This window comes from Flavobacterium sp. ENC, assembly GCF_020991415.1.
In the GTDB taxonomy this organism is placed as follows: domain Bacteria; phylum Bacteroidota; class Bacteroidia; order Flavobacteriales; family Flavobacteriaceae; genus Flavobacterium.
Genome location: NZ_JAJMOY010000004.1, coordinates 35,703 through 62,556, shown reverse-complemented (window position 1 = coordinate 62,556; position 26,854 = coordinate 35,703). Strand labels below are relative to the sequence as shown.

Genomic DNA, 26,854 nt, shown 5'->3' with positions numbered 1-26,854 from the left:
AAACCCTTTTTTCCTTACCTTTATTTGTAAATATGATTTCGGCGCGACCAAATTAAAGTCGTTCTTCTGGTAGCTACTAAATTACAGCACAAAAAAAGCCCAACCAAACGATTGAGCTTTTCAATATATAATCAAATAAAATTTATTTCTTGTCCTTCAACAACTTTTCTAATTTCTCTTTCGTTTCCGGAATTGCCTTTAGCGTTAACGCTTTTTTGAAAGTTTCTATGGCTTTGGCCTTATCTCCTTTTTCAAGATATAAATCACCCAGAGAATCATAACAATTGGCACTTTCGGGATAGTTGGTGGTGTTGAGTTTAAATAAGGTTTCGGCTTTTGCTAATTGTTTGGCGCCCATCATTTGGTAGCCTAAATTATTAATCTGGCTTTCGCCCGGCTTCACGATATACCCCATGTTTTCAGAAACGTTTTTGTAATGTGCTACCAACAAAGAATCTAATTTAAAATCAGGGTTTTTTAATTCGCTGTCGTAAATTTTAAGTTTATAAAATTCAAAAATAAAGCGAAGCGCGTCGTATTCTCCAATCAAACGAACCGAAGGATGATTGTCGTCTTCGTAAAACTTGTATTTAAAACGCAGCTGGTTCTTCTTATTTTTAGACTGTTCTTTGATGAATTGTAAATTACTGCGAATAAGTCCCGTAGTGCTGCTTGTATCTTTTTGTACACTTAAAGTGTCAACACCTCTTTCTAAGCGGTTTGCCATTCCTATATACAATGTTTTTCCTTTATAATTTTGAGTTGGCAAAATCGTTTTGGCCTCTTTCACTACTTGCTGATTGTTCCACCACAACGAAGCATCGAGAGAAACATACGAATTAAATAATTTTGGATTATGCAAAAAAGTATTCATAACCGTCAAACCTCCAAGCGAATGACCTATAAAGGTTTTATAGGTTGTGGTTGGGTAATTGGCATCTATGTACGGAATCAATTCTTTCTCGACATACGACATAAATTTTTCGCCGCCGCCCACAACATCCGGCAATTCTTTGTCTGTACCGGTTGTTAAATCAACCAATCGGTTTTGGTGCAGGATTCCAACCACAATCATTGGCGGGCAAAGATTTGATTCTTCCATGTGTTCTGTAATGCTTACCACGGTATTAAAATTTTCGCTTCCGTCTAATACATAAATTACGGGATAACGGCCTCTGTCTTTAATTTTATTTCCTCCGTTACTATTCGGAATATGGATCCAGACTTTGCGTTGCTGTCCCAATATTTTTGAAGAGATAGTTTCTTCAAATCCTGTGTTAAAAGGACTGTTTTCCTGTGCCTGCATGCAAAAAGTCAGCATGAATACGGCAACAGCAGTAAAAAATGTTTTCATAGTTCTTAAGATTAAGTGTTTGATTGATGATTGAAATCCAGCAAAACAATTTCGATGAATTTCCGGGCAAACTTAACCAATTAATTATAAAAATTTTCTGCATTTTTTAAGCTTTACCGCATTAAGTTCCTTTTTCCGAATTACGGATTTTTAGAAATAAAAAATTCCTTTTTCATTATATTTATAGGCAAATAAAACTGATTTTAGCGTTATCAAATAAACTGCTTTTCTAAAACTTCATTTTAATGAATAAAAATATAAGTGCACTGAACGAAATTGCCCAAAAAGAAACCCGCAAAATAATAGGCCTCATGTCCGGCACATCACTCGACGGACTGGATATTGCGCTTTGCGAAATTTCCGGCGCGGGCGAAAACACAGCGGTAAAAATTCTCGAATTCGAAACCATCACGTATACCGAAGACATTAAAACCGAAATCCGTAAAGTGTTTGCGAAGAAAACGGTCGATTTTCAGCACTTCGCCTTACTCAACGAATGGATCGGTCTTTTGCACGCCGGCATGGTCAACGATTGCCTCGAGAAATGGAATATTCCCGCCACCGAAGTCGACCTGATCGCTTCGCACGGGCAAACGGTTTTGCACGCCCCGAAGTTTTTGCATCAGCAGGAAAAATTTCCCAATGCAACTTTACAGATTGGCGATGGCGATCATATTGCGGTAAAAACAGGAATTATTACCTTATCAGATTTCAGGCAGAAACATGTAGCGGCAGGTGGCGAAGGGGCACCTTTGGCCGTTTATGGCGATTATTTATTGTTCAGCAAAAAAGGCGAAAACCGTATTATGCTAAACATGGGCGGAATTGCCAATTTCACCTATCTGCCCGCTTCCCTCGATGCCGAAGCGGTTTTTGTCACCGATACAGGCATGGCCAATACTTTGATTGATATTTATACCAAACATTATTTCCCGGAAAAAAGTTACGATAAAGATGCCGAAATTGCACAAAGCGGAACGGTAAATCCGGAACTTTTAGCCGAATTGAAAAGCAATGCTTTCTTCCAAAAAAGCTTCCCGAAAACCATCGGCCAGGAGTTGTTTAACTTTGATTTTGTACAGAATGCACTTACCAAAACAAGCCTCGCCGCTATTTCGGCACCGGATTTGCTGGCTACCTTAACACGCCTGAGTGCCGAAACGATTTCCGAAGCGATTTTGTTTGTCGTGAAAAACAGTCCGTATGCGCTGGAAGATTTCAAAATTTATATGTCGGGCGGCGGTATTCATAATCCGTTACTGGTGAAATGGCTCGCTGAATTATTGCCCTGCGAATTTCAAAAAAGTGATGATCTGGGTATCCTGAGCGATGCCAAAGAAGCGGTTTTATTCGCCATTTTAGCCAATGAAACAGTCGCCGGAGGGGATTATAATTTTGGGAACAATAAAGGAATCCCGTCTGTGACGATGGGGAAAATTTCGTTTCCGGATTAAAAAAGGAGGTTGCCACGAATTTGAATGAAAAAAAAGTTTGCCACGAATAACACGAATTTACACAAATTATTTTTTTTGCCACAGATTAAAGGATTCGCACAGATTTTTAATCTTTTTAATCCTTTAATCTTTGGCTAAACTTTTTTTACGCCAGTTAGTAAACAATTTTAATTCGTGAAAATTCGTGTTATTCGTGGCAAAACTTTTGCACACCTATCAATACAAAATTTTAATTAGTGAAAATTCGTGTAATTTTTGGCTAAACTTTTTTTTACGCCAGTTAGTAAACAATTTTAATTCGTGAAAATTCGTGCAATTCGCGGCAAAAAAAATCACCCCAAAATTAATTAGTACAATTCATAACATTCACGGCAACAAAAAACACAACTATACCGTTAAAATTATTATTTCTTAATTATTTACGATACTCATCTAAAAAAACTATTTTTGGTTTTTGTTAAAACAGATTACAATGCATAAAAAGACGCCACTACTATTCTCTATACTATTATTACTGTTTCTTGGAATTAATGTTCATTCGCAGGAAAAAGTAACGCATCCTAAAAACGAATTTAGAGGGGTGTGGATCGCTACCGTAGTAAATATTGACTGGCCGAAAACAAGCACAGACAATGTCGAGAAAGAAAAAGCGGATTTTATCGATATTCTGGAAACGTACAAAAAACTGAATTTCAATGCGGTAATTGTTCAGATCAGAAGTGTGGGTGATGCTTTTTATGCCTCAGAACTGGCACCGTGGTCGCGTTTCCTGACCGGAAAAGAAGGCCAGGCTCCCGCCCCGTCTTACGATACGCTGGCCTGGATGATTGATCAGGCACATATGAGAGGTTTTGAATTTCATGCCTGGATGAACCCGTACCGTGCGACTTTCGATTTAAATAAAAACCTTTTGAGCCCGAATCACGATATTTTCAAACATCCGGAATGGATGATCGAATACGGCGGAAAATTATATTATGATCCTGCCCTGCCTGAAGTTCAGGAACATCTGACCAAAGTAGTCAAAGAAGTGGTGGACAAATACGATATCGACGCCATTCATTTTGATGATTATTTCTATCCGTACGCCGTACCCGGAAAAGTTTTTAATGATACGGCTTCTTTCAAAAAATACGGCTCAGGGTTAAGCCTTGCCGACTGGAGACGTGCGAATGTGAGCAATTTTGTGCACGGCATTTCGACTACCATCAAAGCCAGCAAACCATGGGTGCAATTCGGAATCAGTCCGTTTGGGGTTTGGCGTAACAAATCGGTGGATCCAAAAGGTTCCGATACCCAGTCGACTGCCAATTACGACGATCTTTACGCCGATCCGGTGTTATGGATGGACCAAAAATGGATCGATTATATTATGCCTCAATTGTATTGGAGCATGAATAATCCGAGAGCTTCTTATTCCAAACTCGTAAAATGGTGGGCCGAAAACTCCAACAATACCGCAGTTTATATCGGACACGCTTCGTACAAAATAAGAGGTGACGGTGATAAAAGCTGGAATTTTTCGTCTGAAATCCCAACTCAGGTCGATTATGCGAGAAGCTTTAAAAAAGTAGGCGGAAGTGCCTATTTCAGTGCCAAATGGTTTATGAACAAAAACTTTGATATTGTACGTCTGCTCGAAGAAAATCAATACAAATATCCGGCATTGCCACCGGCAGTTCCGAATTTAAAGCGCATTGTGATTGATATCCCGACGGTAACCGAATTTGCCAAAGACAGTTCGTTTTACACCTTTACGATCAAAGTACCGCTGAATACAAAAGTGCGTTATATGGTCGTATACGGAGCCGATCACATTTCGAAAATCAATACCAACGATGCGACGCAAATAATTGACAAAATAAGAGTTAACGAAATTAACGATTCTATTACCTTTTCGATCCTTACCCAAAAAATGAATGCCTATAAAGCTTGCGCTGTAACATTTATTGATTATTTTGCAAACGAAAGTACCCCGACTACGATCGACTTAAAAAAGACATTTAAAATATATTCACCTGCTCAGCCCAATGAAAACAGATAATAAACCCTGGTTTTGGATTCCGCTTTTAAATTTTGCATCCGGCTTGCCTTACGCCGTCATTATTTCCGTTTCTGTAATTATGTACAAAAATCTGGGAATTTCAAATGAAGATATCGGAGTTTATACCAGTTTATTATACCTGCCTTGGGTCATCAAACCTTTGTGGAGCCCTTTTATCGAATTGAACGGAACGAAGAGAAAATGGTTTCTGGCGATGCAGTTCATTATTTCCATTGCCTTTTTGCTGGTAGGATTTATTATTCCCCTCAATCATTTTTTTCTGCTGAGTTTAGCCATTTTTTGGGTCGCTGCCTTTGCTTCGGCTTCTAATGATGTGGCGAGTGATGGCTTTTATTTATTGGTTTTACCCAAAGAACAGCAATCTTTCTTTCTGGGAATCAGAAGTACTTTTTACCGAATCTCATTATTGGCCGGAAACGGATTGATTGTATTATTTGCGGGTTACCTGGAACATAAATACGGAAACAACACCAAAGCCTGGTCGTATACGATGATCGCTGTAGGTTTATTAATGGCTGTAATCACCGCTTATAATTTTATTTTTACTCCAAAAAGCGAAATAAATGCCGTACAAACCGATAAAGAAGCGCATGATAAAAGCTTCGGTTCTGTATTTGCAAGCTTCTTTAAGAAAAAGCAAATTGGTCTTGTACTGGCTTTTATCCTGGTCTTTAGACTCGGAGAATCACAATTACTTAAAATGTTAAGTCCGTTTCTGCTCGATAAAAAAGAATTGGGCGGAATGGCTCTGGATACTGAATCTGTTGGAATTATTTACGGAACTTTAGGAATTATAGCATTGACCATCGGCGGAATTTTTGGCGGAATTGCCATCTCTAAACATGGCCTTACCAAATGGATGCTTCCTATGTTTCTGGCGATGCATCTGCCTATTCTCGGGTTTATCGGATTGGCTCATTTTCAACCGGAAGCACTTTTTCACCTTCATATAAACTTATACTTTTTCGAAATCAATTCGCCGCTTAATCTCTATACCTGCATTACAGTTATTTTGGAGCAATTTGGATATGGTTTCGGATTTACCGGTTTTATGATGTACCTGATTTATGTGGCTGAAGGAGAATCCAAAACATCACATTACGCACTTGCAACCGGTTTTATGGCATTAGGAATGATGCTTCCGGGAATGATCAGCGGTTATATACAACAATATTTAGGCTATCAGAACTTTTTTATATGGGTTTTCATAGCCACTATTCCAGGTCTTATTTTATCACGTTTTTTAATTTTCCCAAAAGATTTTGGGAAAAAATCTGAAGAAGTTTAACCCCAAATCAAACATCTTACCTATGGAAATCAATGAGAATTTGCAGGCCGAACGAAATCTGAAAGGAGCTGAGTTCGAGAAAACAGGAAATCTTGAAAAAGCAGTTGAATTGTATGAAGAAAATGTCGCGGAAAGCTTTAAAGGAAACCATCCTTACGATAGATTGGCTACAATCTACAAAAACCAAAACGATATCGAAAACGAAATCCGGGTTTTAGAAAAAGCAATTATTGTTTTTGAAGAAATCACCCTCGAAGACCGGCTGGAAGGATTGCCAAAACTCTTTCGATTTAAAAACCGACTGGAAAAAGCCGTACAAACCCAAACCCAGCTTGCCAAACTTGCCAGACAAAAGAAAAGCAAACTCAAATAATAAAACTTTACAGCATTCGATCATGACCAGCCTGAAACGCACCAATTCTGATGATCCTGACTTTATAAATCTGGTCGCTTTATTAGACCAGGACTTAAAAATCAGGGACGGGGAAGAACATACCTTTTACAATCAGTTTAATAAAATTGACAAAATAAAACATGCTGTTGTATTCTATGAAAATGATATGGCTGTAGGCTGTGGCGCTTTTAGGGAAAAAGAAAGTGATACGGTTGAAATCAAACGCATGTATGTGCATCCGGAGCACCGCAAAAAAGGAATTGCTTCTCAGGTACTGAAAGCTTTGGAACTTTGGGCAGCCGAAATTAACTATCCGTATACGATTTTGGAAACCGGAAAAAAACAGCCTGAAGCTATTGCGCTGTATCAAAAATCCGGTTATACCCTGATTCCCAATTATCCGCCTTATGAAAACGTTGAAAACAGTGTTTGCATGAAAAAGACTTTATACTAATGAAAATGACAGCCGACGCACTAAAACAAAGAGTGGGACAATTTTTTTTCCCCGCCGTTTTTATCAACGATACCGAAGAAAACATTCAGGAAACCGAACGTTTAATACAAGAACACCATATTGGCGGACTGACCTTTTTTCACAGCCGTGCCAGTGCCGCAACAAATTACGAAAGCAAGAAAAAAGTAGTTTTTAATGATGACAGCTACGAGAAAATCAAAGCCTTAATCATTCGTTATCAAAAATCAGCCGCTACCCCGCTTTTAATCAGCATTGATGCCGAATGGGGCCTGGCGATGCGCATCGAAAAAACACCGCAATACCCCTACGCCATCACCCTTGGTGCTTTACCAGAAAATAAAGCAAATCTGGTCTACGAAGTTGGAAAACAAATAGGTTCCGACTTAAAAGCAACCGGAATTCATTATAACCTGTCGCCTTTGGCTGATATCAATAACAACCCGAATAACCCTGTGATTGGCTATCGTTCTTTTGGTGAAAACAAAGAAAAAGTGGCCGATTTTGCCGTGGCGTATTTAAAAGGACTGTCTGATGCCGGTATTTTAGGCTGCCTGAAACACTTTCCCGGACACGGAAACACCAATGTAGATTCGCATTTGGGGTTGCCGGTTTTGAAGGAAAGCTTGGAAGAATTATTAGACAACGAATTGTATCCTTTCATTAAAGGAATTGAAAATAAGGTCGACTCGATTATGATCGGGCATTTGGCGGTTCCAAGCTTAAATGACGGAAAAGATACCTCGGCAACGTTGTCAAAACCTATTATCGAAACCCTTTTGCGCGAAAAATTAGGCTATGATGGCTTGGTAATTTCCGATGCCTTAAATATGCACAGCGTTTCTAAATTGTACGCAACAAAAGGTCAACTGGAATGGGAAGCCTTTAATGCCGGAAATGACATTTTGTGTTTCGCCGAAAATGTTCCGGAAGGAATTGAAGCGATCCTGAAAAATGCTTCTCCCGAACGCATCGAAGCCAGTTACAACAGGATTATGAAAGCCAAAGAAAAGGTGGGCATCTTGTCCGGTAATGCATTTACGTCAGGAGAACTGGATTTTGCAAAAACTGCAGCTTTAAACCTGGAAGTTGCCCAAAATACACTTACCAAAATTATTGACAACTCCAATACAGCACTGGCTTTCGAAGCACAGCAAAACAATCAGTTAGCCAAATTGAGTTTGTATAAGGGTGTTGAAAATACGTTCTTCAAAACCTTAAATTCTAAACTAAATTCTCCGGAATTTGCTTTTGAAAACTTAGAAAGCTCCAGTATTCCGGACATTAAAAAAGCGCTCGAAAACTTCGAAACCATTCTTATTTCTTTATTTGTTCCTAAGGCAAAACCGATGAATAATTTCGAAATACATACTGAAGTTTTGGATTTACTTTCACAGCTGCTGCAAACCAAAAAATGTATCGTTTATGTTTTCGGAAATCCATACGTTTTACCTGTTATCCCGAATCTTAAAAAGGCTTCAGGACTCGTACAGGCCTATCAGGATTTTGAAGAATTTCAAAAAGTGGCAGGAATTCAATTTCTTGAAAATAGCAATTACAACGGCAGTCTTCCCGTAAATATTGACATTCAGCAACTTACAAATATCTAATTTCCAAGTATAACAAAAAGTTATCACTAAATAAATATTAATAATTACATCTTATTGTAAGTAGTCTTACTTATGCCCTACTTTTGCACCAAATAAATTTTTAACTTAAAACGAAAAATATGTCTTTAGTAGGAAAAAAATTCCCAAGTATTGCAGTAGATGCTATCTCAGAAATGGGTGACAACTTAAAAATCAATATTTTTGAAGAAGCAGTAAACAACAACAAAAAAGTACTTTTATTTTGGTACCCAAAAGATTTTACTTTTGTATGTCCAACTGAATTACACGCCTTCCAAGCTGCATTGCCAGAATTTGAAAAAAGAAATACAATCGTAATCGGAGCTTCATGTGATACAAACGAAGTACACTTTGCATGGTTAAACACTCCAAAAAACAACGGTGGAATCGAAGGTGTTACTTACCCAATCCTTGCTGATACTAACCGTAACTTATCTAACATTTTAGGAATTTTAGATATCGAATCTACAGAATACAGCGAAGAAACTGACTCTGTAATCATTGAAGGTTCAAACGTAACTTTCAGAGCTACTTACCTAATTGACGAAACTGGAAAAATCTTCCACGAAAGCGTTAACGATATGCCATTAGGACGTAACGTAAACGAATATTTACGTATGGTTGATGCTTATACTCACATCCAGGAAAAAGGAGAAGTTTGTCCTGCAAACTGGGAAGCCGGTAAAGAAGCAATGAGCGCAGACAGAATCAGTACTGCTGAGTATTTGAGCGCTAATTAAGAAAAATAAATTCCAAATTTTTAAAAATTCCAAATTCCAATTTTGGGATTTGGAATTCTTTCTCAAAATCAATAATATTTCAAAATTTAAATTTTTAAATTCTACATCGGAAGATTTGGAATTTGGAATTTAAAATATTGGAATTTAAATTCAAAGATATGTTAATCGACTTAAACGAAGATACGTTAGCAGATTTAGTTGCTAAAAACGAAAAAGTAGTAGTACAATATTCAGCTTCATGGTGTGGAAATTGCCGTATTATGAAACCAAAATTCAAAAAATTAGCCACAGAAAATGAAGCGATCACTTTTGTTTTGGTTGACGCTGAAAATTCTCCGGAATCCAGAAAATTAGCCAATGTAAGCAACCTGCCTACTTTTGCTACTTTCGTAAACGGAAAATTGGTTGGTGAAACGCAAACCAACAAACAAGAAGTTTTAATTGATTTAGTTAACGCAATTGCCTAAATAGATCATTAGATTTTTAGACGGTTAGATTTTTTGAATCTTATCTAAAAATCCAATAATCCAGTACTCTAAAAATCTAAAAAATGAAATTACCCGTAATAAAGCAATTAACGCAGTTTATCGAAGAAAACGATCAGGATTATATCATTGAAACTATTGAAGTTTTAGAAGCTATGACTGAGATTCCGTCTTTAAAAGATGAAGAATTAGATGTAATTGGCGAATTAATTTCAAATATGTATGGTGCACTTGAAGTACATAAAATGGTCGTTCAGGGCACTGACAAAAAAGAAGCATTAAACGCGTTCATGAAACGTGTTTTAGGTTCCATCGATAAATAATCGGCCTCTCTCCTGAGAATAAAAAACATGACTAAAGAAACGCTTTCATTCCAAGGGAGCGTTTTTTTTTAGTCTCGGTCGCAGTTTTCAGTCTCAGTTTTCAGTCTCTCCCAATAGCTATCGGGATCAGTCCCAGTCTCAGTGCAGCAGTTTTCGGTCTCAGTTATCAGCACAATTTTGTCACCCTGAGCGAAGTCGAAGGGCGCACAGTAGCTCGACAAAGACTGAAGAATCACAGGAACGGAATTTCTTATGTTCCTTCGGCTTTGCTCAGGAAGGCAAAAAACAACTAAAAGAAACCTGTTAATCCGCTTAATCCGTGTCATCCGCTTACCATAAAATGCTAAACTCCTATATGGTTCTTCCCATGGTATACAAAGACAAATACAAGTCTTAATCTATACTTAAACCCACAACAAATACTTTTAGATTCAAATATTAATCCTTACTTTTGAGCCTCATTAAATTAAACAAAAATCATGGCTTCAATAACATTAGGCGGAAATCCGGTTCATACATCAGGTGAGTTACCAGCAGTTGGATCACAATTAGCTGATTTCAAATTAGTACAGAATGATTTATCAGTGGCTTCCTTAAGCAATTTCGCAGGTAAAAAATTAGTTTTAAATATTTTTCCAAGTGTAGATACAGGAACTTGTGCTGCTTCTGTTAGAAAATTCAACGAAAGTGCCGGTAATTTAGAAAACACAACTGTTTTGTGTATTTCAAGAGATTTGCCATTTGCCCAGAAACGTTTTTGCGGAGCTGAAGGATTAGAAAATGTAGTGAACCTGTCTGATTTTCAGGAAGGAAGTTTCGGTAAGGCAAACGGACTGGAAATCGTTGACGGACCTCTTGCAGGTTTACATTCAAGAGCTATCATCGTGGTTGATGCTAACGGAAAAATCACTCATACAGAACAAGTTGCTGAAATTGCAAACGAACCAAATTACGAAGCAGCTTTAGCAGCACTATAATAACTTAAATGGAGTTTCAAAAAGACAATACATTTGTTAAAGGCCGACTTAAAAGCGTAACTTACGCTTTTAAGGGAGCTGTAAAACTAATCAGTACCGAACATAGTGTTATGGTACAATTTTCACTGGGAATAGTCATGACTATTGCCGGTTTCTACTTTCATATTTCGCACGAAGAATGGCTTTTTCAAACCCTGGCAATTGGTCTTGTACTAAGTATCGAAGGTCTAAACACAGCCGTAGAAAAAGTAGCCGATTTTATTCATCCCAATTATCATGAAAGAATCGGATTTATTAAAGATATTGCTGCCGGAGCGGTATTTTTTGCCGCAATGACCGCAATCGCAATAGGTTTGATCATTTATATTCCAAAATTTGTATAGGCAATACTAAACGCAAGAATGGCAAAAACAACCAAAAAAGAAACTTTAGATAAAAAAAATACGGCAAAGACCGAAACCTCAAGATCCTGGAAACCAAACAAACAACAACGCTTTGTTTTAGGGTGTCTTCTGGTATTATTTTCTATTGCATTATTAGTTGCATTCATTTCCTTTTACATCAACGGACAATCTGACCAAAGTGCTGTCAGCCAACTCGGCGACCGTACGGAAGTGGTACAAAACTGGCTCGGAAAATTCGGGGCCTTTTTATCAGATCTGATCGTTTATAAGGGTTTTGGATTAGCTGCTTTTATATTTGTGCGGCTATTTTTTCTTACCGGAATGTTTTTGGCATTGGAACTATCCCTGAAAAAATTGAAAAACATTTGGTTCTGGGACCTGTTTGCCATCATTATTGTTTCTGTTTTATTTGGATTCTTTGCCACTTCTGCACCTGAACTGGGCGGAACAATTGGTTATGAACTGAATTTATTTTCACAGGATTATATCGGAAAAACCGGCACATTATTAGCCCTGCTTTTTGGATTAATCGTGTACCTGATTTTCAAAATAAAATTATCTCCTGAAAAGATCCAGTCTTATTTTGATTCGACCAAAAACGACATCAAGTCTGAATTAAGCGCCCTTAAAACACCGGCACAAACGGAAAGTGCTTATAACTTAGAAGAATTTGCTGTCGAAGAACCGGACGAGGAATTAGACAACATCCACTTAAAAACAGAGGATACACAATTCGAAATCAACAAAGAAGCTTTAAAACCTACTATTTCAAATTCATCAGAAATTGATTTAAATCCGATTTTAAAACCGCTTCAGATGAATATAAACCCGGTCACACCAACGCCGGTACATACTGAAGAATTTGTTGTTGAAAAGCCTGAAGAAGAAGATATTATCGAAGAAAACCTGGCATCACGACTTGTAGCAGATTTCGGTCTCTTCGATCCTACGCTGGATTTATCGAATTACAAATTCCCAACGATTGATTTATTAAAAGAATATTCAACAGGCGGAATTACAATCAATCAGGAAGAACTTGAAGAAAACAAAAACAAAATTGTAGATACCCTGCGCAACTACAAAATTGAAATTGCACAAATCAAGGCAACCGTTGGTCCATCGGTAACGTTATACGAAATTGTACCGGAGGCCGGAATCAGGATTTCAAAAATCAAAAGTTTAGAGGACGATATTGCGTTGTCATTATCAGCATTGGGAATTCGTATTATTGCGCCAATTCCCGGAAAAGGAACTATCGGTATTGAGGTTCCGAACAAAAACCCTACTATGGTTTCGATGAAAAGCGTCATTGGATCGGCTAAATTTCAGGAAGCTGAAATGGAGTTGCCAATTGCTTTGGGAAAAACCATTTCCAACGAAACTTTTGTTGTCGATTTAGCCAAAATGCCTCACTTACTGATGGCCGGAGCTACAGGACAAGGAAAATCTGTTGGACTGAACGCGGTACTGACTTCACTTTTATATAAAAAACACCCTGCAGAAGTAAAATTTGTTTTGGTGGATCCGAAAAAAGTAGAACTTACTCTGTTCAACAAAATAGAAAGACATTATTTAGCGAAACTTCCGGATACGGAAGATGCTATTATTACGGACAATGCCAAGGTAGTCAATACACTGAACTCCCTTTGTGTTGAAATGGATAATCGTTATTCATTACTGAAAGATGCGATGGTTCGTAATATCAAGGAATACAACGAAAAATTCAAATCCAGAAAATTAAATCCTGAGGCAGGACACCGTTTTTTACCTTACATTGTTTTGGTAGTCGATGAGTTCGCCGATCTGATTATGACTGCCGGAAAAGAAGTGGAGATTCCGATTGCCCGTTTAGCCCAGCTGGCGCGTGCTATTGGTATTCACTTAATTATTGCGACACAAAGACCATCCGTAAACGTTATTACAGGTTTAATCAAAGCCAACTTCCCGGCCAGGATTGCTTTTAGGGTAACTTCAAAAATTGACTCCAGAACCATCCTTGATACCCAGGGAGCCGATCAGTTGATTGGACGCGGGGATTTACTCTATACCAACGGAAATGATGTAGTCCGTGTGCAGTGCGCTTTTATCGATACGCCTGAGGTAGAAAAAATTACCGATTTTATCGGTGGACAGAAAGCGTATGCTACCGCTTATTTACTTCCGGAGTTCGTTGGGGAAGAAACTGGCATCAATCTTGATATGGATATTTCCGAAAGAGATACTTTATTTAGAGAAGCTGCCGAAATTATTGTCAACGCACAACAAGGTTCAGCTTCATTATTGCAAAGAAAATTAAAATTAGGGTACAACAGGGCAGGTCGTCTGATCGATCAGCTGGAGGCAGCCGGAATTGTCGGCCCCTTTGAAGGCAGTAAAGCCCGAAGTGTAAACATCTTAGATTTAAGTGCTCTTGATCAATTTTTTAATAATGAACAAAATTAACCCCATCATGAAAGCAAAAATTCAGGAAATCAACAACAATTCTATCACTAACATGACTAAAAAGTTTTTTCAAATAGCAGTTTTATTGCTTTTGAGCTTTACTTCTATTCAGGCTCAGGATAAAAAAGCCAAGGATTTATTGAATCAGGTAACGGCTAAAATAAAAAGTTACGACAACATTGCAATTGATTTTAAATATTCCCTGAACAATGCCAAAGAGAACATTAATCAGGACAGTAAAGGAAATGTAATTATGAAAGGCAATCAGTATGTATTAAATTTCATGGGTGTTACTAAAATTTTTGACGGACAAAAAACGTACACTATTGTCCCTGAAGACGAAGAGGTTACCATTTCTAAGGTAAACGAAAAAGACGATGCTGCCATTACACCTTCCAAAATGCTTACTTTTTTCAATTCCGGATACAAATACAATATGGATATTGTTCAGAATGTAAAAGGAAGAAAAATTCAGTACATCAAATTAGCTCCTACCAATACAAAAGACCAGCGAAAAGAGATCCTTTTAGGTATTGATGTACAAACAAAACACATTTACAATTTAATTGAAACCGGAAAAAATGGAACAAAAACCACTTTAACCGTTAATTCTTTTAAAACCAACCAGCCTTTATCAAAAAATCAATTTACATTTGTAGCGAGCAAATATCCAAAATACTACATCAATAAATTAGACTAATTACAAGGTTGAAAATTTTAGACAAATACTTACTAAAAACATTTCTGATTACATTTACTACGGTATTTGTAATCCTTTTTTTTATATTCATTCTTCAGACCGTCTGGCTTTTTATCTCAGAACTTGCAGGTAAAGACCTTGATCTGATACTGGTTGTAAAATTCCTCTTATTCTCGATGCCCCGAATAATCCCTTTGGTTTTACCATTATCGGTGTTACTGGCTTCTATCATGACTTTTGGTAATCTTGCCGAAAATTATGAATTCGCCGCTATGAAATCGTCGGGAATATCACTGCAAAGAGCTATGCGGGTTTTAATCATCTTTATATGTGTACTGAGTATCGTTGCCTTCTGGTTTGCCAATAATGTAATTCCTTACGCCGAATATAAGTTTGTTAATTTCCGAAAAAATATCGCCCAGGCCAAACCTGCCATGGCAATTGCTGAAGGACAGTTTAATGATGTCGGGACTTACAATATTAAAGTAAACAAAAAGTCGGGCGAAAATGGCAATATCCTGACCGGAGTTACCATACATGAAAAAGCAAATAGTTTTGGAGAAAACAAAACCGTAATCAAAGCAAAAAACGGAGAATTAATCAGTAATGAAAAATCAAGCATTTTAAAACTGGTTCTCAATGACGGCTATTATTATCAGGATGTAACACCAAAAAAATACGAAGATCGTGCTAAATTACCTTTCATTAAAGGACAATTCAAAAAACAAATCATCAATATAGATTTATCCGAGTTAAACAAAACAGATGATGATGGCCAGGAAAGCGTCGGCAGTACCAATGGTATGCTAAACGTGAACGAATTACGCTATACCCTGGATTCCCTGAATAAAAACCTGAATAATGAAATTATTTCTTTTTCGGAAAATATCAATCAGCGTGTGGGAATTAAAACTACTCCGAAGGCACTAAAACCTGAAAAAAAGAAAAAAGCGATTCCTAACAATATTTTATCTTTATATACCAACAAACAAAAGTCGGATATCATAAAAATGGCCAGTAGTACTATTACCAGTAATATCTACTCTATTGAAACGACACAGAAAGAACTAAAGGATGAACAAAGGGAAATTAACAAACACCTAAGTGCGTTATACGAGAAATTTGTTATCGCTTTTGCGTGTTTCTTAATGTTTTTTATTGGTGCCCCGCTTGGTGCGATTATACGAAAAGGCGGACTTGGTTTACCAATTGTATTTGCCGTATTGATTTTTATTACTTTTCACTTCATCAATACTTTTGGAAAAAGACTATCACAAGAAGGCGGAATGAGCCCTTTTATGGGATCATGGATGTCTTCCTTTATCTTATTGCCATTAGCGGTATTACTTACGTATCGTGCGACAAACGACAACGGATTAATCAATTTTGATGCAATTACAACCCCAATATCGCAACTATTTCAAAAAATTTCCGAACGGTTCTTTCCTGTTCAAAACAAACAATAATTATGTCAACAGCAAAAATACAATTGAATACCATTGAAGAAGCTATAGAAGATATTCGTCAAGGTAAAGTAATCATTGTAGTCGATGATGAAGATCGTGAAAATGAAGGTGATTTTTTGGCTGCAGCCGAAAAAGTAACTCCGGAAATGATCAATTTTATGGCAACACACGGGCGTGGATTAATTTGCACACCACTTACGGAAAGCCGTTGTAAAGAACTTGATTTACGTGCCATGGTAAGCAATAATACAGACCATATGGAAACGGCCTTTACCGTTTCTGTAGATTTGAAGGGACAAGGGGTCACCACGGGAATTTCTGCTGCTGACAGATCTAAAACGGTACAGGCATTAGTGGATGCCAATACAAAACCACATGATTTGGCACGCCCGGGACACATTTTCCCTTTAGTTGCAAAACAAGGTGGTGTTTTAAGAAGAACCGGACATACGGAAGCGGCAATTGACTTTGCAAGATTAGCCGGTTTTAAATCTGCCGGGGTAATCTGTGAAATCCTGAATGAAGACGGAACAATGGCCCGTTTGCCTCAGTTAATTGAAGTGGCTAAAAAATTCGATTTGAAACTCGTTTCTATTGAAGACTTAGTCGCTTACAGAATGCAGCACGACAGCCTGATTGTTAAAAAAGAAGATTTTGATATCGAAACCCGCTTTGGAACTTTCAGACTGAGAGCTTACGAACAAACTACCAACAAACAAGTACATATTGCTTTAACGAAAGGAACCTGGAATCTTGGAGAACCTATCTTAACGAGAATCAATTCCTCACAAGTGAACAATGATTTATTAGGTACCCTGACCAATAATGCAGAGCAGCAATTAGACGACATGTTTAAAGCCATCAATGAAAACGGAAAAGGAGCTGTGATATTCATCAATCAGGATATGCAGGCCATCAATCTGTTAAACAGAATTGCGGAACTTAAAACGCTACAGGCCGAAGGGACAATGAAAGCACCAAAAGTAATCATTGACAGCAAAGATTACGGAATTGGGGCTCAGATCCTTCATGACATTGATATCTCTAAAATCAGATTAATATCGAATACAGAGCAAACCAAACGTGTCGGAATGATCGGTTACGGACTTGAAATCATTGAATACGTAAGTTATTAAGATATGGGGACATTAGAAGAAAGAATTATAAAATCGGAAACTCATATTTTTAAAGCTGTTTTCCCAAGTACTACAAATCATTACGACACTCTGTTCGGAGGTACAGCACTTCATTTAATGGACGAAGTGGCCTTTATTTGCGCTACCCGATTCAGCCGAAAAAAAGTGGTTACCATTTCGACCGGTCAGATTGATTTTAAAAAAGCAATTCCGGCCGGAACTTTAATTGAATTAGTAGCAAAAGTAATTAGCGTTGGAAGAACAAGCTGTAAAATTCACGTTGATATTTTCATGGAACAAATGTATTCTGAGCTTCGCGAAACAGTAGTTTCAGGAACTTTTTCGTTTGTTGCTGTCGACGAAAGCAAGAAACCGGTACCCATTTTAGACTAAACACTTTATTTAACGTAAAAATGTTTTTAAAATAATTACTGATTATGAACGACTTAAAAATTAATTTAAAATAATCCGTAAAAAAGCTTAAAAAAAGTTTTTACAATCGAAAAAACACACTATATTTGCACTCGCAATCAGCAAATGATCGCAACATACTGGAGAAATGGCAGAGCGGTCGAATGCGGCAGTCTTGAAAACTGTTGACTGTAACAGGTCCGGGGGTTCGAATCCCTCTTTCTCCGCTGAAGGCTAAAAAAGAGACTTTTCAAAGTTTTAAAAAAAGGCCAAAAAAAGCGGTAAACCCTGCAAATCCAACGATTTGCAGGGTTTTTTATTTTATACCACTTTTCAATATTTATAAAATCGAACAAAATCTTTGTGGCAAAATCCTGGTACAAGGTATTTTGAACAATTAGAAATTCAGCAAAATCAACAGCTAAGAAGTTTATGTTCGAAACTTTATTATACTATTTTATCAACGGCCATATGCCCCTATTTTGGCATGTTTATAAAAGCCTTTCAATAAAGACTTATATTAAGGATTCAGTAGTCTACTACGTCCTGAATCCTTAATATAATATGAAAACTATTATAGTTTAAATTTACTTATTCCGATATTAAGCCAGTTAAAATAATATTCTACATCAGGGTTATAGGCCGTTGGTTCAATAAGTTTTTTGCCATTATTATCTACCATGACATACAAAGGCTGGGCATTGGTTTTATAAGTTAAAGTTTGAAATTCACTCCACTTTTGTCCTATATATTTAATTTTTTTGCCGGTCAGTTTAGAAATAACCTGTTCGTTAACAAGTAGTTCTCTTTTGTCATCCACATATAAAGATATTAAAACAATTTTGTTTTTAAGAATTTCCAAAACTTTGCTGTCTGACCAGACATTGTCTTCCATTTTTCTGCAATTTACACATGCATGCCCTGTAAAATCGATCATTACAGGTTTTCCAACTTTTTTGGCATATTGCATTCCCTTGTCATAATCGGTAAAAGCGATTATATTATGTGGTCCGTATTCTGCACCTTCAGGTAATGCAGTGTTTGTTTCGTTTGAAACCACGCCTCCTAAACCTTTTTGCAATTCGCTATAATTTAATGGCGGCGAAAAACCACTAATCATTTTTAAAGGTGCTCCCCAAATACCCGGAATTAAATAAATAGTAAAAGATAAAACAACAATTGCAAGGGTTAATCTTCCCACACTTATATGCGATAACGGACTATCATGCGGCAATTGTATTTTTCCAAATAAATAAAGTACTAAAGAAGCAAAAATACCTATCCAAATTGATAAAAATACTTCTCGCTCCAGCCAATGCAATTGTAAAACCAAATCTGCATTTGATAAAAATTTAAAAGCCAATGCCAGTTCTAAAAAACCTAAAACTACTTTTACGGTATTGAGCCATCCTCCGGATTTTGGCAAAGAATTTAACCATCCCGGAAAAGCGGCAAACAAGGTAAAAGGCAAAGCCAATGCCAATGAGAATCCAAACATGCCTACAAACGGAGCTATTCCGCCCCTTGAAGCAGCTTCTACTAATAATGTTCCCACTATAGGACCTGTACACGAAAAAGAAACAATAGCAAGTGCCAACGCCATAAATAAAATTCCGATAGTCCCCCCCCTGTCTGCCTGATTATCTACTTTATTGGCTAATGAATTTGGCAATAAAATTTCAAAAGCTCCTAAAAAAGACAAAGCAAAAATTAATAATAAAATAAAAAACAGCACATTAAACCACACACTTGTTGACAATGCATTAAGTGAGTCTGCACCAAAAGCCCAGGTAACAACGGCGCCCAGAAAAATATAAATGGCAATTATGGAGATTCCATATAAAATTGCTTTCCTGATTCCTTCTGTTTTATTTTTGCTCTGTTTGGTAAAAAAACTTACCGTCATCGGAATCATCGGAAAAACACACGGGGTTAACAATGCGGCAAATCCAGATAGCAAAGACAATAAAAAAATACTCCATAAACTTCTTGGATTTTCTCTTGGAGCAGAAATAATAACGTTGCTTTTTGTGCTCTTTTTCTTTTGAAAGGTATCAAAATTCTCCACTACATCTACTAAAGCCAAATCGCCTGAATGATGTTTTATCTGTGGTTTTGCAAGCTCTTTTTTACTGTTTAAATCAGTTGTCGGGTTTACCTTAAAAAGAAGATCTTCATACGTGGGAGGCAAACAACTCTGGTCGTTGCAAACCATAAATTCGAGTTCCCCTTTGATCTCAAAGGTTTTGTTTCCACTAATTTTTATTCGCTGTCTGAATGTTGTTTCTTTTTCAAAAAACTTAATTTGCAATTTAAAAACCGGATCATCTATTAATTTACCGGCTTGTTCAACAACTTCACCGATCAATTTATAGTTGGCGTTTTTTGCAAAAGTAAAATGTGTTGGAAGCGGGCCTCCATCGGGAACACTCTGGCTGTATAAATGCCAGGTATCCTGTATTTTGGCATTCATTCTTAATTCATATTCCGAATCTGAAATTTTTGCCACACCCATTTTCCATTTCACGGGGCTATACACCTGCGCTTTGGACGCTATTGAAACCAATAAAAAGAAAGTTATAAAAAATATTTTCCTGCTCATACCATATCATTTTTAAAAATGGGACTGCTCTACACAACAGTCCCGTAATAAAAAACCACTTTAAAACTAAACTACTAATTCAAAATATTTAAATGTAGAGGGCAAATTATAGGTTATCTAAAAATCTATAATGGTTTGTAAACCACTTCATAACTTTTGGCTCTCTTCAAAAATGAATTGGCAAAATCCGTTAGATCTTTCTCTGTAAGGCTATTTATAATGTCTGAGTAGGTTTTAGGATCATCATTATTAATGTTATTCTGGAAAAAATCATACATTAAATCCATTGTATAACTATTGAAATTTTTACTGTCTTCCCTTTCCTTAAGGTAATTTGTTTTTGTTTTTTCAATATCTTCCTTAACAAATACACCTTTTTTCATCTTTTCGATTTCCTGGTACACAACCGGCAGTAAATGTTCGACCTTATTGGCATCGCAATCAAAATTGATAGAGAGTATAGCTGCATTTTTTGGTATTTTCATGATGTAAGAATTTGCGTGTGCGGCATACGTCCCGCCTTCTTTTTCCCGTAGGCTTTCCGTAAATCTCAAGGTTAGAACATCCCCAAACATCCTGGCTAATATGTTATTTTTTGAATTGTAATTATAATCAGCTTCAAATTGAATTTTTACCGTACTTTTGGGAGAGGCCATTTTGATAAAAACATCTTTATCAATTTTAGCAGATTTCCATGCAATAGCATTATCTCTAAATGTTTCCTTGCGTTTTACTCCCTGAATACTGGCTATATATTTTTCTAATAAAGGTTTTAGTACTTCTGCAGATACATCACCAGCGATGTAAAACTCAAAGTTTGAAACATCTGAAAAACGATCTTTGTAAATCGCCTGCGTCTTTTCAAAAGACAAGTCATCAATATACTGCTGGTTTAATATTCTGATTTTAGGGTTATTCGCTCCAAATACAGCAGCATTCAGACTATCGCGCATTTTACCCCTAATGTCATTGTCCTTGTTTTTGAGGTTATTCTGTATGTTTGTTTTCATTATCGAGAATGTTTCAGCATCAAAACGGGGTTTTACAAAACGCAGATACACTAATTGCATCATAGTTTCGATATCTTTTGCCTTTGCACTTGCAGAAACTATCTCATTTAAACTTCCAATAGCTGCACCCGAAAAAACCGATTTTCCAACCAGCGCTTTTTCCAAATCGGTACTTGAAAATACTCCTAAACCAGAACCTTGTGCTACAGAAATAGTCATGTTTACAGAGGGTAAATCTTTAGGTTCATATAAAGAAGATCCGCCAAAACTCTCTGCTTTTAATTCTACATCTCCTGTATTTTTGTTGGCAAATTTATAATGGACAATCACCCCATTGCTAAGTTTAAAAGTGGTAGCTCCTATTTCCTTATTTTGCTGTTCTGAGATAATTTTACCGGGAACAATTTTTACATCCGTCAATAATGATTTTTCGGTATAAGTATCAACGTACGGTTTTAAATCCTGATTATTTTCCGCTTTTTTGATGATCGAAAAAGCTTCTTCCTGTTTCAGGTTTGTCTCGTTTTCTACTCCTGTAACTGTTATTACGCGGTTTTGAGAAGTATATCCCGACATCAATTCTGCCTGAAGTTTTTTTGAATCTATATTCGCTAAAACAGATTTCACCATTTCAAATTCTGCTTTGGCATCAGAAAAAGTTTCATCCATCAGATATTCTTTTCTTATTGAATTAAGAATTGATTTATGGGAGCTTTCTTTTTCTGTCTCAATATAATCTTCATAACTGGAAATAACAGAAGCTGCTGCGCGTTTTATTTCTCCATCAGAAAATCCAAATTTACCGGCCCGGGTCATTTCATCCATTACACTTACAAATGCCTGGGCTTGTTTATTTGGCTTTGGACTAACATTTATACTAAGCAGATCATTTGTTCTTGTAAGTGCTGCATAGCTTAGGTAAGCAAATTTAAAAGCACAATCTGTTTTTTGAGAAAGCGCTCTGAGTCTGTTATTGAGTAGATTCAGTGCTATATTTCTTAAAGTCGAATGTTCTAAATCACCAAAACTCTTATCAGTTCGTTTTTTGCTTTGTATAATCGCAAAAGAAATATTTGATCTGGTAATTTCCTTATCGACAACCAGTTTAAAAAAGGCTTCTTCATGATTTGGAACCGTAACTTCAAAACGCTTTAACGGATTTTGAGCTGCCGGAATATCAGCAAATATGTTTTTGATCTTTTTTTCAATTTCAGCTACATCGACATCTCCAATAACTGCAATAGCCTGCAAATTCGGACGATACCAGTCCCTGTAAAAATCCCTTAAAGTATTATAATCAAAATGCTGTACAATATCCATCTCACCAATTGGCGTTCTTTCTGCATATAAAGAGTGATTGTAATAAAGAGGCGAAAACTGGTTGAAAACACGTGATGAGGCATCTTGTCTGGTTCTCCATTCCTCATTAATCACATTTCGCTCTGCATCAATTTCCTCATTAGCTAGTACTAAGGAATGTGACCAGTCGTGCAATATCAGCAAACAGCTGTCAATTACCTTAGGGTTTGTTGAAGGAATATTATCGAAGTTATACACTGTTTCGTCATAGGCTGTGTACGCATTTATATTTTTGCCAAAAGTGGCACCCTGTTTCTGAAGAAATTCCAAAACCCCTTTGCCCGGAAAATTTTTGGTTCCGTTAAAAGCCATGTGCTCCAGGAAATGAGCAAGTCCTTTTTGCTTGTCATTCTCCAAAATAGAACCCACATTTTGAATGATATAATAACTGGCCGAATTTTTGTTTACTGCTGTCGGATAAATATAGTAGGTCATGCCGTTTGAAAGCACGCCTTTTTTGACCTTTGTGTTCTTTTCTATTGCCTGATCTGCCTTGAAATTCTGCGCTTTTACAGACAAAATGCCAAAAGAAAAAAGCATTGAATTTAGAATTAAGACTTTTATAAATTTCATGAAATGATACTTTAATTATAGTTGTAAATACTTCGTTTTTTCTAGTAAGTAGCCGCTAATTTTAACGCTTCATAAGCATTAACTACCCCACCGGTACGGCAAAAATCCGACAGAACCCCGGTTTTTCCCTGTACACGAACCGGATGTGCTACTTTGCTTACTGATTTTAGTATGATCTCTTTTACCTGAGCGGCGGTTAAATTTGGATAATAAGAACGTAATAATGCGGCTAGTCCTGCTACAACAGGCGCAGCCATACTTGTTCCGTCACTTAAACCGTATTTTGAACCCTGAATTGTCGAATTAATCTGCACGCCCGGAGCAAAAACATCTACTGTGTTTTTTCCATAATTTGAAAATGGCGCTACCAAATATTGATCATCTTTTGCTGCTGAAGCCCCAACTTCAATCCATGAATTTGCTTTACCGTTTTTATTTATATCAATACAATTGGGATAAAATGAAGGCTCTATATCTACATTTAATCCATCGTTTCCGGCTGCATGAACCAATACAACATCTTTAGACATGGCATATTGTATGGCCTGATCAACCACTTTTTTATTGGGAGAATAGGGTTTTCCAAAACTCATATTAATTACCTTCGCGCCATTGTCTACGGCATAACGTATGGCATTTGCAACATCTTTATCCCGTTCGTCACCGTCCGGCACTGTTCGTACCGACATTAAAAGAACATTATCGGCAACACCGTCAATTCCAATTCCGTTGTTTCGTACAGCGCCAACAATTCCCCCAACATGCGTTCCGTGAAAGGCACCCGGACCCGTTACGTCATTGTTCCCGTAATTTTTTTCTGCAACATTGCTGTAATTATCCCCTACAATATATCTGGGATCAAAATCAAGGTTTAACTGATATTCGACCTGATCTTTATAATGATTTACGGCATTGACTATTGTATTTTGTCTGTAAGTGGCAAAATCCGGATATTGCGGCAATTGGTCTATAAATCTTTTTCGCATTCCCATCTGATTCATCGTTTCAGGATCAAAAGCTTTTATTTGTGCCAAAGTCGGATTCTCTGTCCCCATTATAATGAGCATGGTGTCAACAACAGCCTGGACATACATTTCGCCTGCCAAACCCTTTCTGGCATTGGCCAATTGTATTCTTAACTTTTCTTTTAAAACCTTATATTGTGCAAGTCCGGTAGTATCTTTTGGCAATTGGTTTACATCTTTAAACTTATTTTGTCCCTCGCGTACAAGTCTGGTAAGCTCCAGGTTTTCAAATCCTACATTTCCTTTTTCAGATCCTAAAAAATTCCAGCCATTCACATCATCGGCATAGCCGTTACGGTCATCATCTTTATGATTTCCGGCTTTTTCTTTTGGATTTTTCCATATTACCGCCTGCAGATCTTCGTGATTTATTTCTATTCCGCTGTCCAGTATGGCAACGACAACGGTTGTGCTTTTTTTGCCCTGCAGTAATTCTTTGTAGGCTTTGTCTGTGCTAATGCCAAAAATAAAATCCTGCTTTAAATCTTTATGCTGCCAATTATTTTGAGCGTAATTTTTTAGAATTATAAAAAAACACAAAGCAATTAATACCCTTTTGTTTTTCATGTTTTTGATTGTTTAGTATTTTTTAAAATGAGGCAAAGAGATCCCTGGCAAAGCATTAAATGCTTTTCCCAAAATCAAATCCAGTTGTGTGGTTGTTTAGTGTGCTGCTTTATTCTTTGCTGCTATTGCCTGTGCTTTTTCAACGGTAAATTGTCCATCCACCAGAAGCTGCAGGATTTCCTCATTCAAATCTGCCGGATAAGTCTGCCAGACCAATTTATTGTTTTGTATAACAAAGGTTTGCGGAATGGAAAAAATTCCTGCCGGAACAATCCAGTTTTTATGAAAATCGCTGTTTTTATCTCCCGCGTAAGCCGCTTTTAATTTCCAGCCAAGTCCTTCTTTTTGCAGGAACTGCTCCACTTTTGCTTTATCGCTTTCCATTACATCCTGAGCAATAAAATCAATTTTACCTTTGAATTTCTCACTTAGCTTGCTAATATGCGGCATAGAAGCAATACATGGCTTACACCAGGTTGCCCAAAGCTCTACAACATAAATACTGTCTTTTTTGAATTCTGTAACAGGAGCTCCCCTGAGCCAGTCCACTTTTGGATAGCTGATCATTTTTCCGCCTATTTCGTATTCATTTTCTTCACTTGGCTTTGTCTGTGCCGAAAGCCCTGAGGAGCAGATCGAAAATACTATTGCTAAGAGGGGCAAAATTTTGTTTGTATTTTTCATAATATTGACATTTAGTATTGATACTTAAGGAAATTTACTCCCCTATAATTTTTTTTAACTTTGGTACCAAATCATTATCAGGCATTGCCTTAAGTACAATCTTACCTGCAGGATCAATTAATATACACTGCGGGATATTACCATAATTAAGATCGTATGCTTTTGCGGTAACGCTTACAGGCTCGTTTGTTTTCATGTCAATTCCGCCGTAATCACTTACATTAAGGAAGTTCATATTGTTTTCACGAATCACTTTTTTCCATGTATTTTTAACTTCCTGCTCATAGTCTTTATCATTTTTCATCTCTGACTGTCTTTCGTAAGAAACACCTAAAACGGCAAACTTGCTGCTGTCTATCTTTTTAAAGGCTTTGCTGACATTAAAAACCTGACTCTCATTGCTCATCACAAAAGAATGCCAAAACCAAACCAGAACATATTTTCCGCGAAGCGATGATAGTTTAAGCGGACGCCCAATGGTGTCATTTAATGTAAAATCTGGCGCAGTCATACCAATATCTGTTTTCTTTGCAGCTGTTAATCGCCTTGCAATATATTTTCCTGCCTGAGAATTGCGGACTTCTTTTGTAAAATGATTGAATCTTGGCGCATCTGCTTTATAATCAAGTAATTTTCCTCGGAGTTCTCTTTTAAAACTTATTGTAAAGGCTAAATAACTATCGGGATTATTGACAATAAAACTGCTGTCAATGTCTTTCTTTTTTTGTCTCACGACTTTATCCAGACCAATCAGACGCGTTATGGCAGTATCATTTTGCTCTTTTCTGGCTTTTTGAATCTGTTCTGCGAGTTTCCTGTTTTCTTTATTTAACGGATCATACATAGCTGCCAGCTTCATGTAATCCTTTTGGGCCTTTGAACCTGTTACGGTTGCAGTTTTTAAATCCTGATTTCCCTCTATAGTTGTCGTTCCGGCTTCCAGATAAAAATTGATCTGATCGTCTTTCATACTTCCCATACTGGTTCTCCAGGCATTCGGATTAGTAGGATTTAAGGCAATTGTCGCAAAAGCGGGATCGCCCATTGTTCCTTTTAGAATAAATACGCCATCTTTTACCTGCGTAGAGTCCGTCACATATTGTTCTCCGTCTTTGTAGTGCATTCTTATTTTTCCCTGTTTGTCTTTTCCCAGATTGCCTTTTACCGTAAAAGCTTTTTGTGCATTTACAGCCGATATTGACAAACAAGCTGCTACCAGAAAGCCTGCTTTAGAGAAAATTGTTTTTATATTTTTCATTTTTTTTGTTTTTTAATGGAAATTGAAACCCAAAGAA

22 protein-coding genes and 1 tRNA gene are annotated in these 26,854 nt (G+C 37.0%); 17 read left to right on the top strand and 6 right to left on the bottom strand.

The window, feature by feature from the left end; all coding sequences use genetic code 11:
- Positions 1–142 precede the first annotated feature (142 nt).
- A complete protein-coding gene (locus LPB89_RS11770) occupies positions 143–1,354 on the bottom strand; it encodes an alpha/beta hydrolase-fold protein (protein ID WP_230701992.1) in 1,212 nt (403 codons plus the stop codon).
- 245 nt (positions 1,355–1,599) lie between these two features.
- On the opposite strand from LPB89_RS11770, the gene LPB89_RS11765 reads away from it, so the two are divergent.
- The 17 genes from LPB89_RS11765 to LPB89_RS11685 all read left to right on the top strand — a co-directional run bounded on the left by LPB89_RS11765 (position 1,600) and on the right by LPB89_RS11685 (position 17,966).
- Positions 1,600–2,808 carry an anhydro-N-acetylmuramic acid kinase gene (locus LPB89_RS11765; RefSeq protein WP_230701991.1) on the top strand — a complete coding sequence of 403 codons (1,209 nt, stop codon included), beginning with the start codon at positions 1,600–1,602 and terminating at the stop codon, positions 2,806–2,808.
- A gap of 472 nt (positions 2,809–3,280) precedes the next feature.
- Entirely contained in the window at positions 3,281–4,852 is a 1,572-nt protein-coding gene (locus LPB89_RS11760; protein WP_230701990.1) for a glycoside hydrolase family 10 protein, read from the top strand.
- On the top strand, positions 4,839–6,161 hold the full coding sequence (locus LPB89_RS11755; protein ID WP_230701989.1) for an MFS transporter: 1,323 nt from the start codon (positions 4,839–4,841) through the stop codon (positions 6,159–6,161). Before LPB89_RS11760 ends, LPB89_RS11755 begins: the two co-directional genes overlap by 14 nt.
- Positions 6,162–6,183: 22 nt before the next feature.
- A complete protein-coding gene (locus LPB89_RS11750) occupies positions 6,184–6,534 on the top strand; it encodes a hypothetical protein (protein ID WP_154344047.1) in 351 nt (116 codons plus the stop codon).
- Between the two features lie 22 nt (positions 6,535–6,556).
- A complete protein-coding gene (locus tag LPB89_RS11745) occupies positions 6,557–7,009 on the top strand; it encodes a GNAT family N-acetyltransferase (protein ID WP_230702369.1) in 453 nt (150 codons plus the stop codon).
- Positions 7,009–8,637 (top strand): glycoside hydrolase family 3 protein, encoded by a 1,629-nt coding sequence (locus tag LPB89_RS11740; protein ID WP_230701988.1) that lies wholly within the window; start codon positions 7,009–7,011, stop codon positions 8,635–8,637. Before LPB89_RS11745 ends, LPB89_RS11740 begins: the two co-directional genes overlap by 1 nt.
- A gap of 119 nt (positions 8,638–8,756) precedes the next feature.
- Positions 8,757–9,395, top strand: coding sequence for a peroxiredoxin (locus tag LPB89_RS11735; protein WP_154344040.1), 639 nt, complete (start codon positions 8,757–8,759; stop codon positions 9,393–9,395).
- 158 nt (positions 9,396–9,553) lie between these two features.
- The gene (locus LPB89_RS11730; RefSeq protein WP_041519142.1) at positions 9,554–9,862 is read left to right on the top strand and encodes a co-chaperone YbbN; all 309 of its coding nucleotides are present in this window, start codon (positions 9,554–9,556) and stop codon (positions 9,860–9,862) included.
- 83 nt (positions 9,863–9,945) lie between these two features.
- Complete coding sequence (locus LPB89_RS11725; RefSeq protein ID WP_017495510.1) at positions 9,946–10,203, top strand: hypothetical protein; 258 nt, start codon at positions 9,946–9,948, stop codon at positions 10,201–10,203.
- A gap of 479 nt (positions 10,204–10,682) precedes the next feature.
- Complete coding sequence (tpx, locus tag LPB89_RS11720; RefSeq protein ID WP_127340202.1) at positions 10,683–11,180, top strand: thiol peroxidase; 498 nt, start codon at positions 10,683–10,685, stop codon at positions 11,178–11,180.
- Positions 11,181–11,188: 8 nt separating this feature from the next.
- Positions 11,189–11,563, top strand: coding sequence for a diacylglycerol kinase family protein (locus tag LPB89_RS11715; RefSeq protein WP_230701987.1), 375 nt, complete (start codon positions 11,189–11,191; stop codon positions 11,561–11,563).
- An 18-nt stretch (positions 11,564–11,581) separates the two neighbouring features.
- Positions 11,582–14,026 (top strand): DNA translocase FtsK, encoded by a 2,445-nt coding sequence (locus LPB89_RS11710; RefSeq protein WP_230701986.1) that lies wholly within the window; start codon positions 11,582–11,584, stop codon positions 14,024–14,026.
- A gap of 7 nt (positions 14,027–14,033) precedes the next feature.
- On the top strand, positions 14,034–14,726 hold the full coding sequence (locus LPB89_RS11705; RefSeq protein ID WP_230701985.1) for an outer membrane lipoprotein carrier protein LolA: 693 nt from the start codon (positions 14,034–14,036) through the stop codon (positions 14,724–14,726).
- Positions 14,727–14,734: 8 nt separating this feature from the next.
- Positions 14,735–16,192: an LptF/LptG family permease gene (locus LPB89_RS11700; protein WP_230701984.1), complete on the top strand. Its 1,458-nt coding sequence runs from the start codon at positions 14,735–14,737 to the stop codon at positions 16,190–16,192.
- Between the two features lie 2 nt (positions 16,193–16,194).
- Positions 16,195–17,328: a 3,4-dihydroxy-2-butanone-4-phosphate synthase gene (ribB, locus tag LPB89_RS11695; RefSeq protein ID WP_230701983.1), complete on the top strand. Its 1,134-nt coding sequence runs from the start codon at positions 16,195–16,197 to the stop codon at positions 17,326–17,328.
- A 3-nt stretch (positions 17,329–17,331) separates the two neighbouring features.
- A complete protein-coding gene (locus LPB89_RS11690; RefSeq protein ID WP_230701982.1) occupies positions 17,332–17,721 on the top strand; it encodes an acyl-CoA thioesterase in 390 nt (129 codons plus the stop codon).
- A gap of 160 nt (positions 17,722–17,881) precedes the next feature.
- Positions 17,882–17,966, top strand: a tRNA-Ser gene (locus LPB89_RS11685).
- Positions 17,967–18,313: 347 nt separating this feature from the next.
- Here the strand turns inward: LPB89_RS11685 and LPB89_RS11680 are convergent.
- The 5 genes from LPB89_RS11680 to LPB89_RS11660 all read right to left on the bottom strand — a co-directional run bounded on the left by LPB89_RS11680 (position 18,314) and on the right by LPB89_RS11660 (position 26,817).
- Positions 18,314–20,341: a protein-disulfide reductase DsbD gene (locus LPB89_RS11680; protein WP_230701981.1), complete on the bottom strand. Its 2,028-nt coding sequence runs from the start codon at positions 20,339–20,341 to the stop codon at positions 18,314–18,316.
- A 125-nt stretch (positions 20,342–20,466) separates the two neighbouring features.
- Positions 20,467–23,283, bottom strand: coding sequence for a pitrilysin family protein (locus LPB89_RS11675; RefSeq protein WP_230701980.1), 2,817 nt, complete (start codon positions 23,281–23,283; stop codon positions 20,467–20,469).
- Positions 23,284–23,324: 41 nt separating this feature from the next.
- Positions 23,325–24,875 (bottom strand): S8 family peptidase, encoded by a 1,551-nt coding sequence (locus tag LPB89_RS11670; protein ID WP_230701979.1) that lies wholly within the window; start codon positions 24,873–24,875, stop codon positions 23,325–23,327.
- Positions 24,876–24,971: 96 nt separating this feature from the next.
- Positions 24,972–25,559 carry a TlpA disulfide reductase family protein gene (locus LPB89_RS11665; protein WP_230701978.1) on the bottom strand — a complete coding sequence of 196 codons (588 nt, stop codon included), beginning with the start codon at positions 25,557–25,559 and terminating at the stop codon, positions 24,972–24,974.
- A 34-nt stretch (positions 25,560–25,593) separates the two neighbouring features.
- A complete protein-coding gene (locus LPB89_RS11660) occupies positions 25,594–26,817 on the bottom strand; it encodes a DUF4369 domain-containing protein (protein ID WP_230701977.1) in 1,224 nt (407 codons plus the stop codon).
- Positions 26,818–26,854 lie beyond the last annotated feature (37 nt).

What these genes read in the sequence shown, in the direction of transcription:
- LPB89_RS11770 (WP_230701992.1), bottom strand. Translation starts at nt 1,354, where the DNA reads ATGAAAACATTTTTTACTGCTGTTGCCGTATTCATGCTGACTTTTTGC.
- LPB89_RS11765 (WP_230701991.1), top strand. Translation starts at nt 1,600, where the DNA reads ATGAATAAAAATATAAGTGCACTGAACGAAATTGCCCAAAAAGAAACC.
- LPB89_RS11760 (WP_230701990.1), top strand. Translation starts at nt 3,281, where the DNA reads ATGCATAAAAAGACGCCACTACTATTCTCTATACTATTATTACTGTTT.
- LPB89_RS11755 (WP_230701989.1), top strand. Translation starts at nt 4,839, where the DNA reads ATGAAAACAGATAATAAACCCTGGTTTTGGATTCCGCTTTTAAATTTT.
- LPB89_RS11750 (WP_154344047.1), top strand. Translation starts at nt 6,184, where the DNA reads ATGGAAATCAATGAGAATTTGCAGGCCGAACGAAATCTGAAAGGAGCT.
- LPB89_RS11745 (WP_230702369.1), top strand. Translation starts at nt 6,557, where the DNA reads ATGACCAGCCTGAAACGCACCAATTCTGATGATCCTGACTTTATAAAT.
- LPB89_RS11740 (WP_230701988.1), top strand. Translation starts at nt 7,009, where the DNA reads ATGAAAATGACAGCCGACGCACTAAAACAAAGAGTGGGACAATTTTTT.
- LPB89_RS11735 (WP_154344040.1), top strand. Translation starts at nt 8,757, where the DNA reads ATGTCTTTAGTAGGAAAAAAATTCCCAAGTATTGCAGTAGATGCTATC.
- LPB89_RS11730 (WP_041519142.1), top strand. Translation starts at nt 9,554, where the DNA reads ATGTTAATCGACTTAAACGAAGATACGTTAGCAGATTTAGTTGCTAAA.
- LPB89_RS11725 (WP_017495510.1), top strand. Translation starts at nt 9,946, where the DNA reads ATGAAATTACCCGTAATAAAGCAATTAACGCAGTTTATCGAAGAAAAC.
- tpx (WP_127340202.1), top strand. Translation starts at nt 10,683, where the DNA reads ATGGCTTCAATAACATTAGGCGGAAATCCGGTTCATACATCAGGTGAG.
- LPB89_RS11715 (WP_230701987.1), top strand. Translation starts at nt 11,189, where the DNA reads ATGGAGTTTCAAAAAGACAATACATTTGTTAAAGGCCGACTTAAAAGC.
- LPB89_RS11710 (WP_230701986.1), top strand. Translation starts at nt 11,582, where the DNA reads ATGGCAAAAACAACCAAAAAAGAAACTTTAGATAAAAAAAATACGGCA.
- LPB89_RS11705 (WP_230701985.1), top strand. Translation starts at nt 14,034, where the DNA reads ATGAAAGCAAAAATTCAGGAAATCAACAACAATTCTATCACTAACATG.
- ribB (WP_230701983.1), top strand. Translation starts at nt 16,195, where the DNA reads ATGTCAACAGCAAAAATACAATTGAATACCATTGAAGAAGCTATAGAA.
- LPB89_RS11690 (WP_230701982.1), top strand. Translation starts at nt 17,332, where the DNA reads ATGGGGACATTAGAAGAAAGAATTATAAAATCGGAAACTCATATTTTT.
- LPB89_RS11680 (WP_230701981.1), bottom strand. Translation starts at nt 20,341, where the DNA reads ATGAGCAGGAAAATATTTTTTATAACTTTCTTTTTATTGGTTTCAATA.
- LPB89_RS11675 (WP_230701980.1), bottom strand. Translation starts at nt 23,283, where the DNA reads ATGAAATTTATAAAAGTCTTAATTCTAAATTCAATGCTTTTTTCTTTT.
- LPB89_RS11670 (WP_230701979.1), bottom strand. Translation starts at nt 24,875, where the DNA reads ATGAAAAACAAAAGGGTATTAATTGCTTTGTGTTTTTTTATAATTCTA.
- LPB89_RS11665 (WP_230701978.1), bottom strand. Translation starts at nt 25,559, where the DNA reads ATGAAAAATACAAACAAAATTTTGCCCCTCTTAGCAATAGTATTTTCG.
- LPB89_RS11660 (WP_230701977.1), bottom strand. Translation starts at nt 26,817, where the DNA reads ATGAAAAATATAAAAACAATTTTCTCTAAAGCAGGCTTTCTGGTAGCA.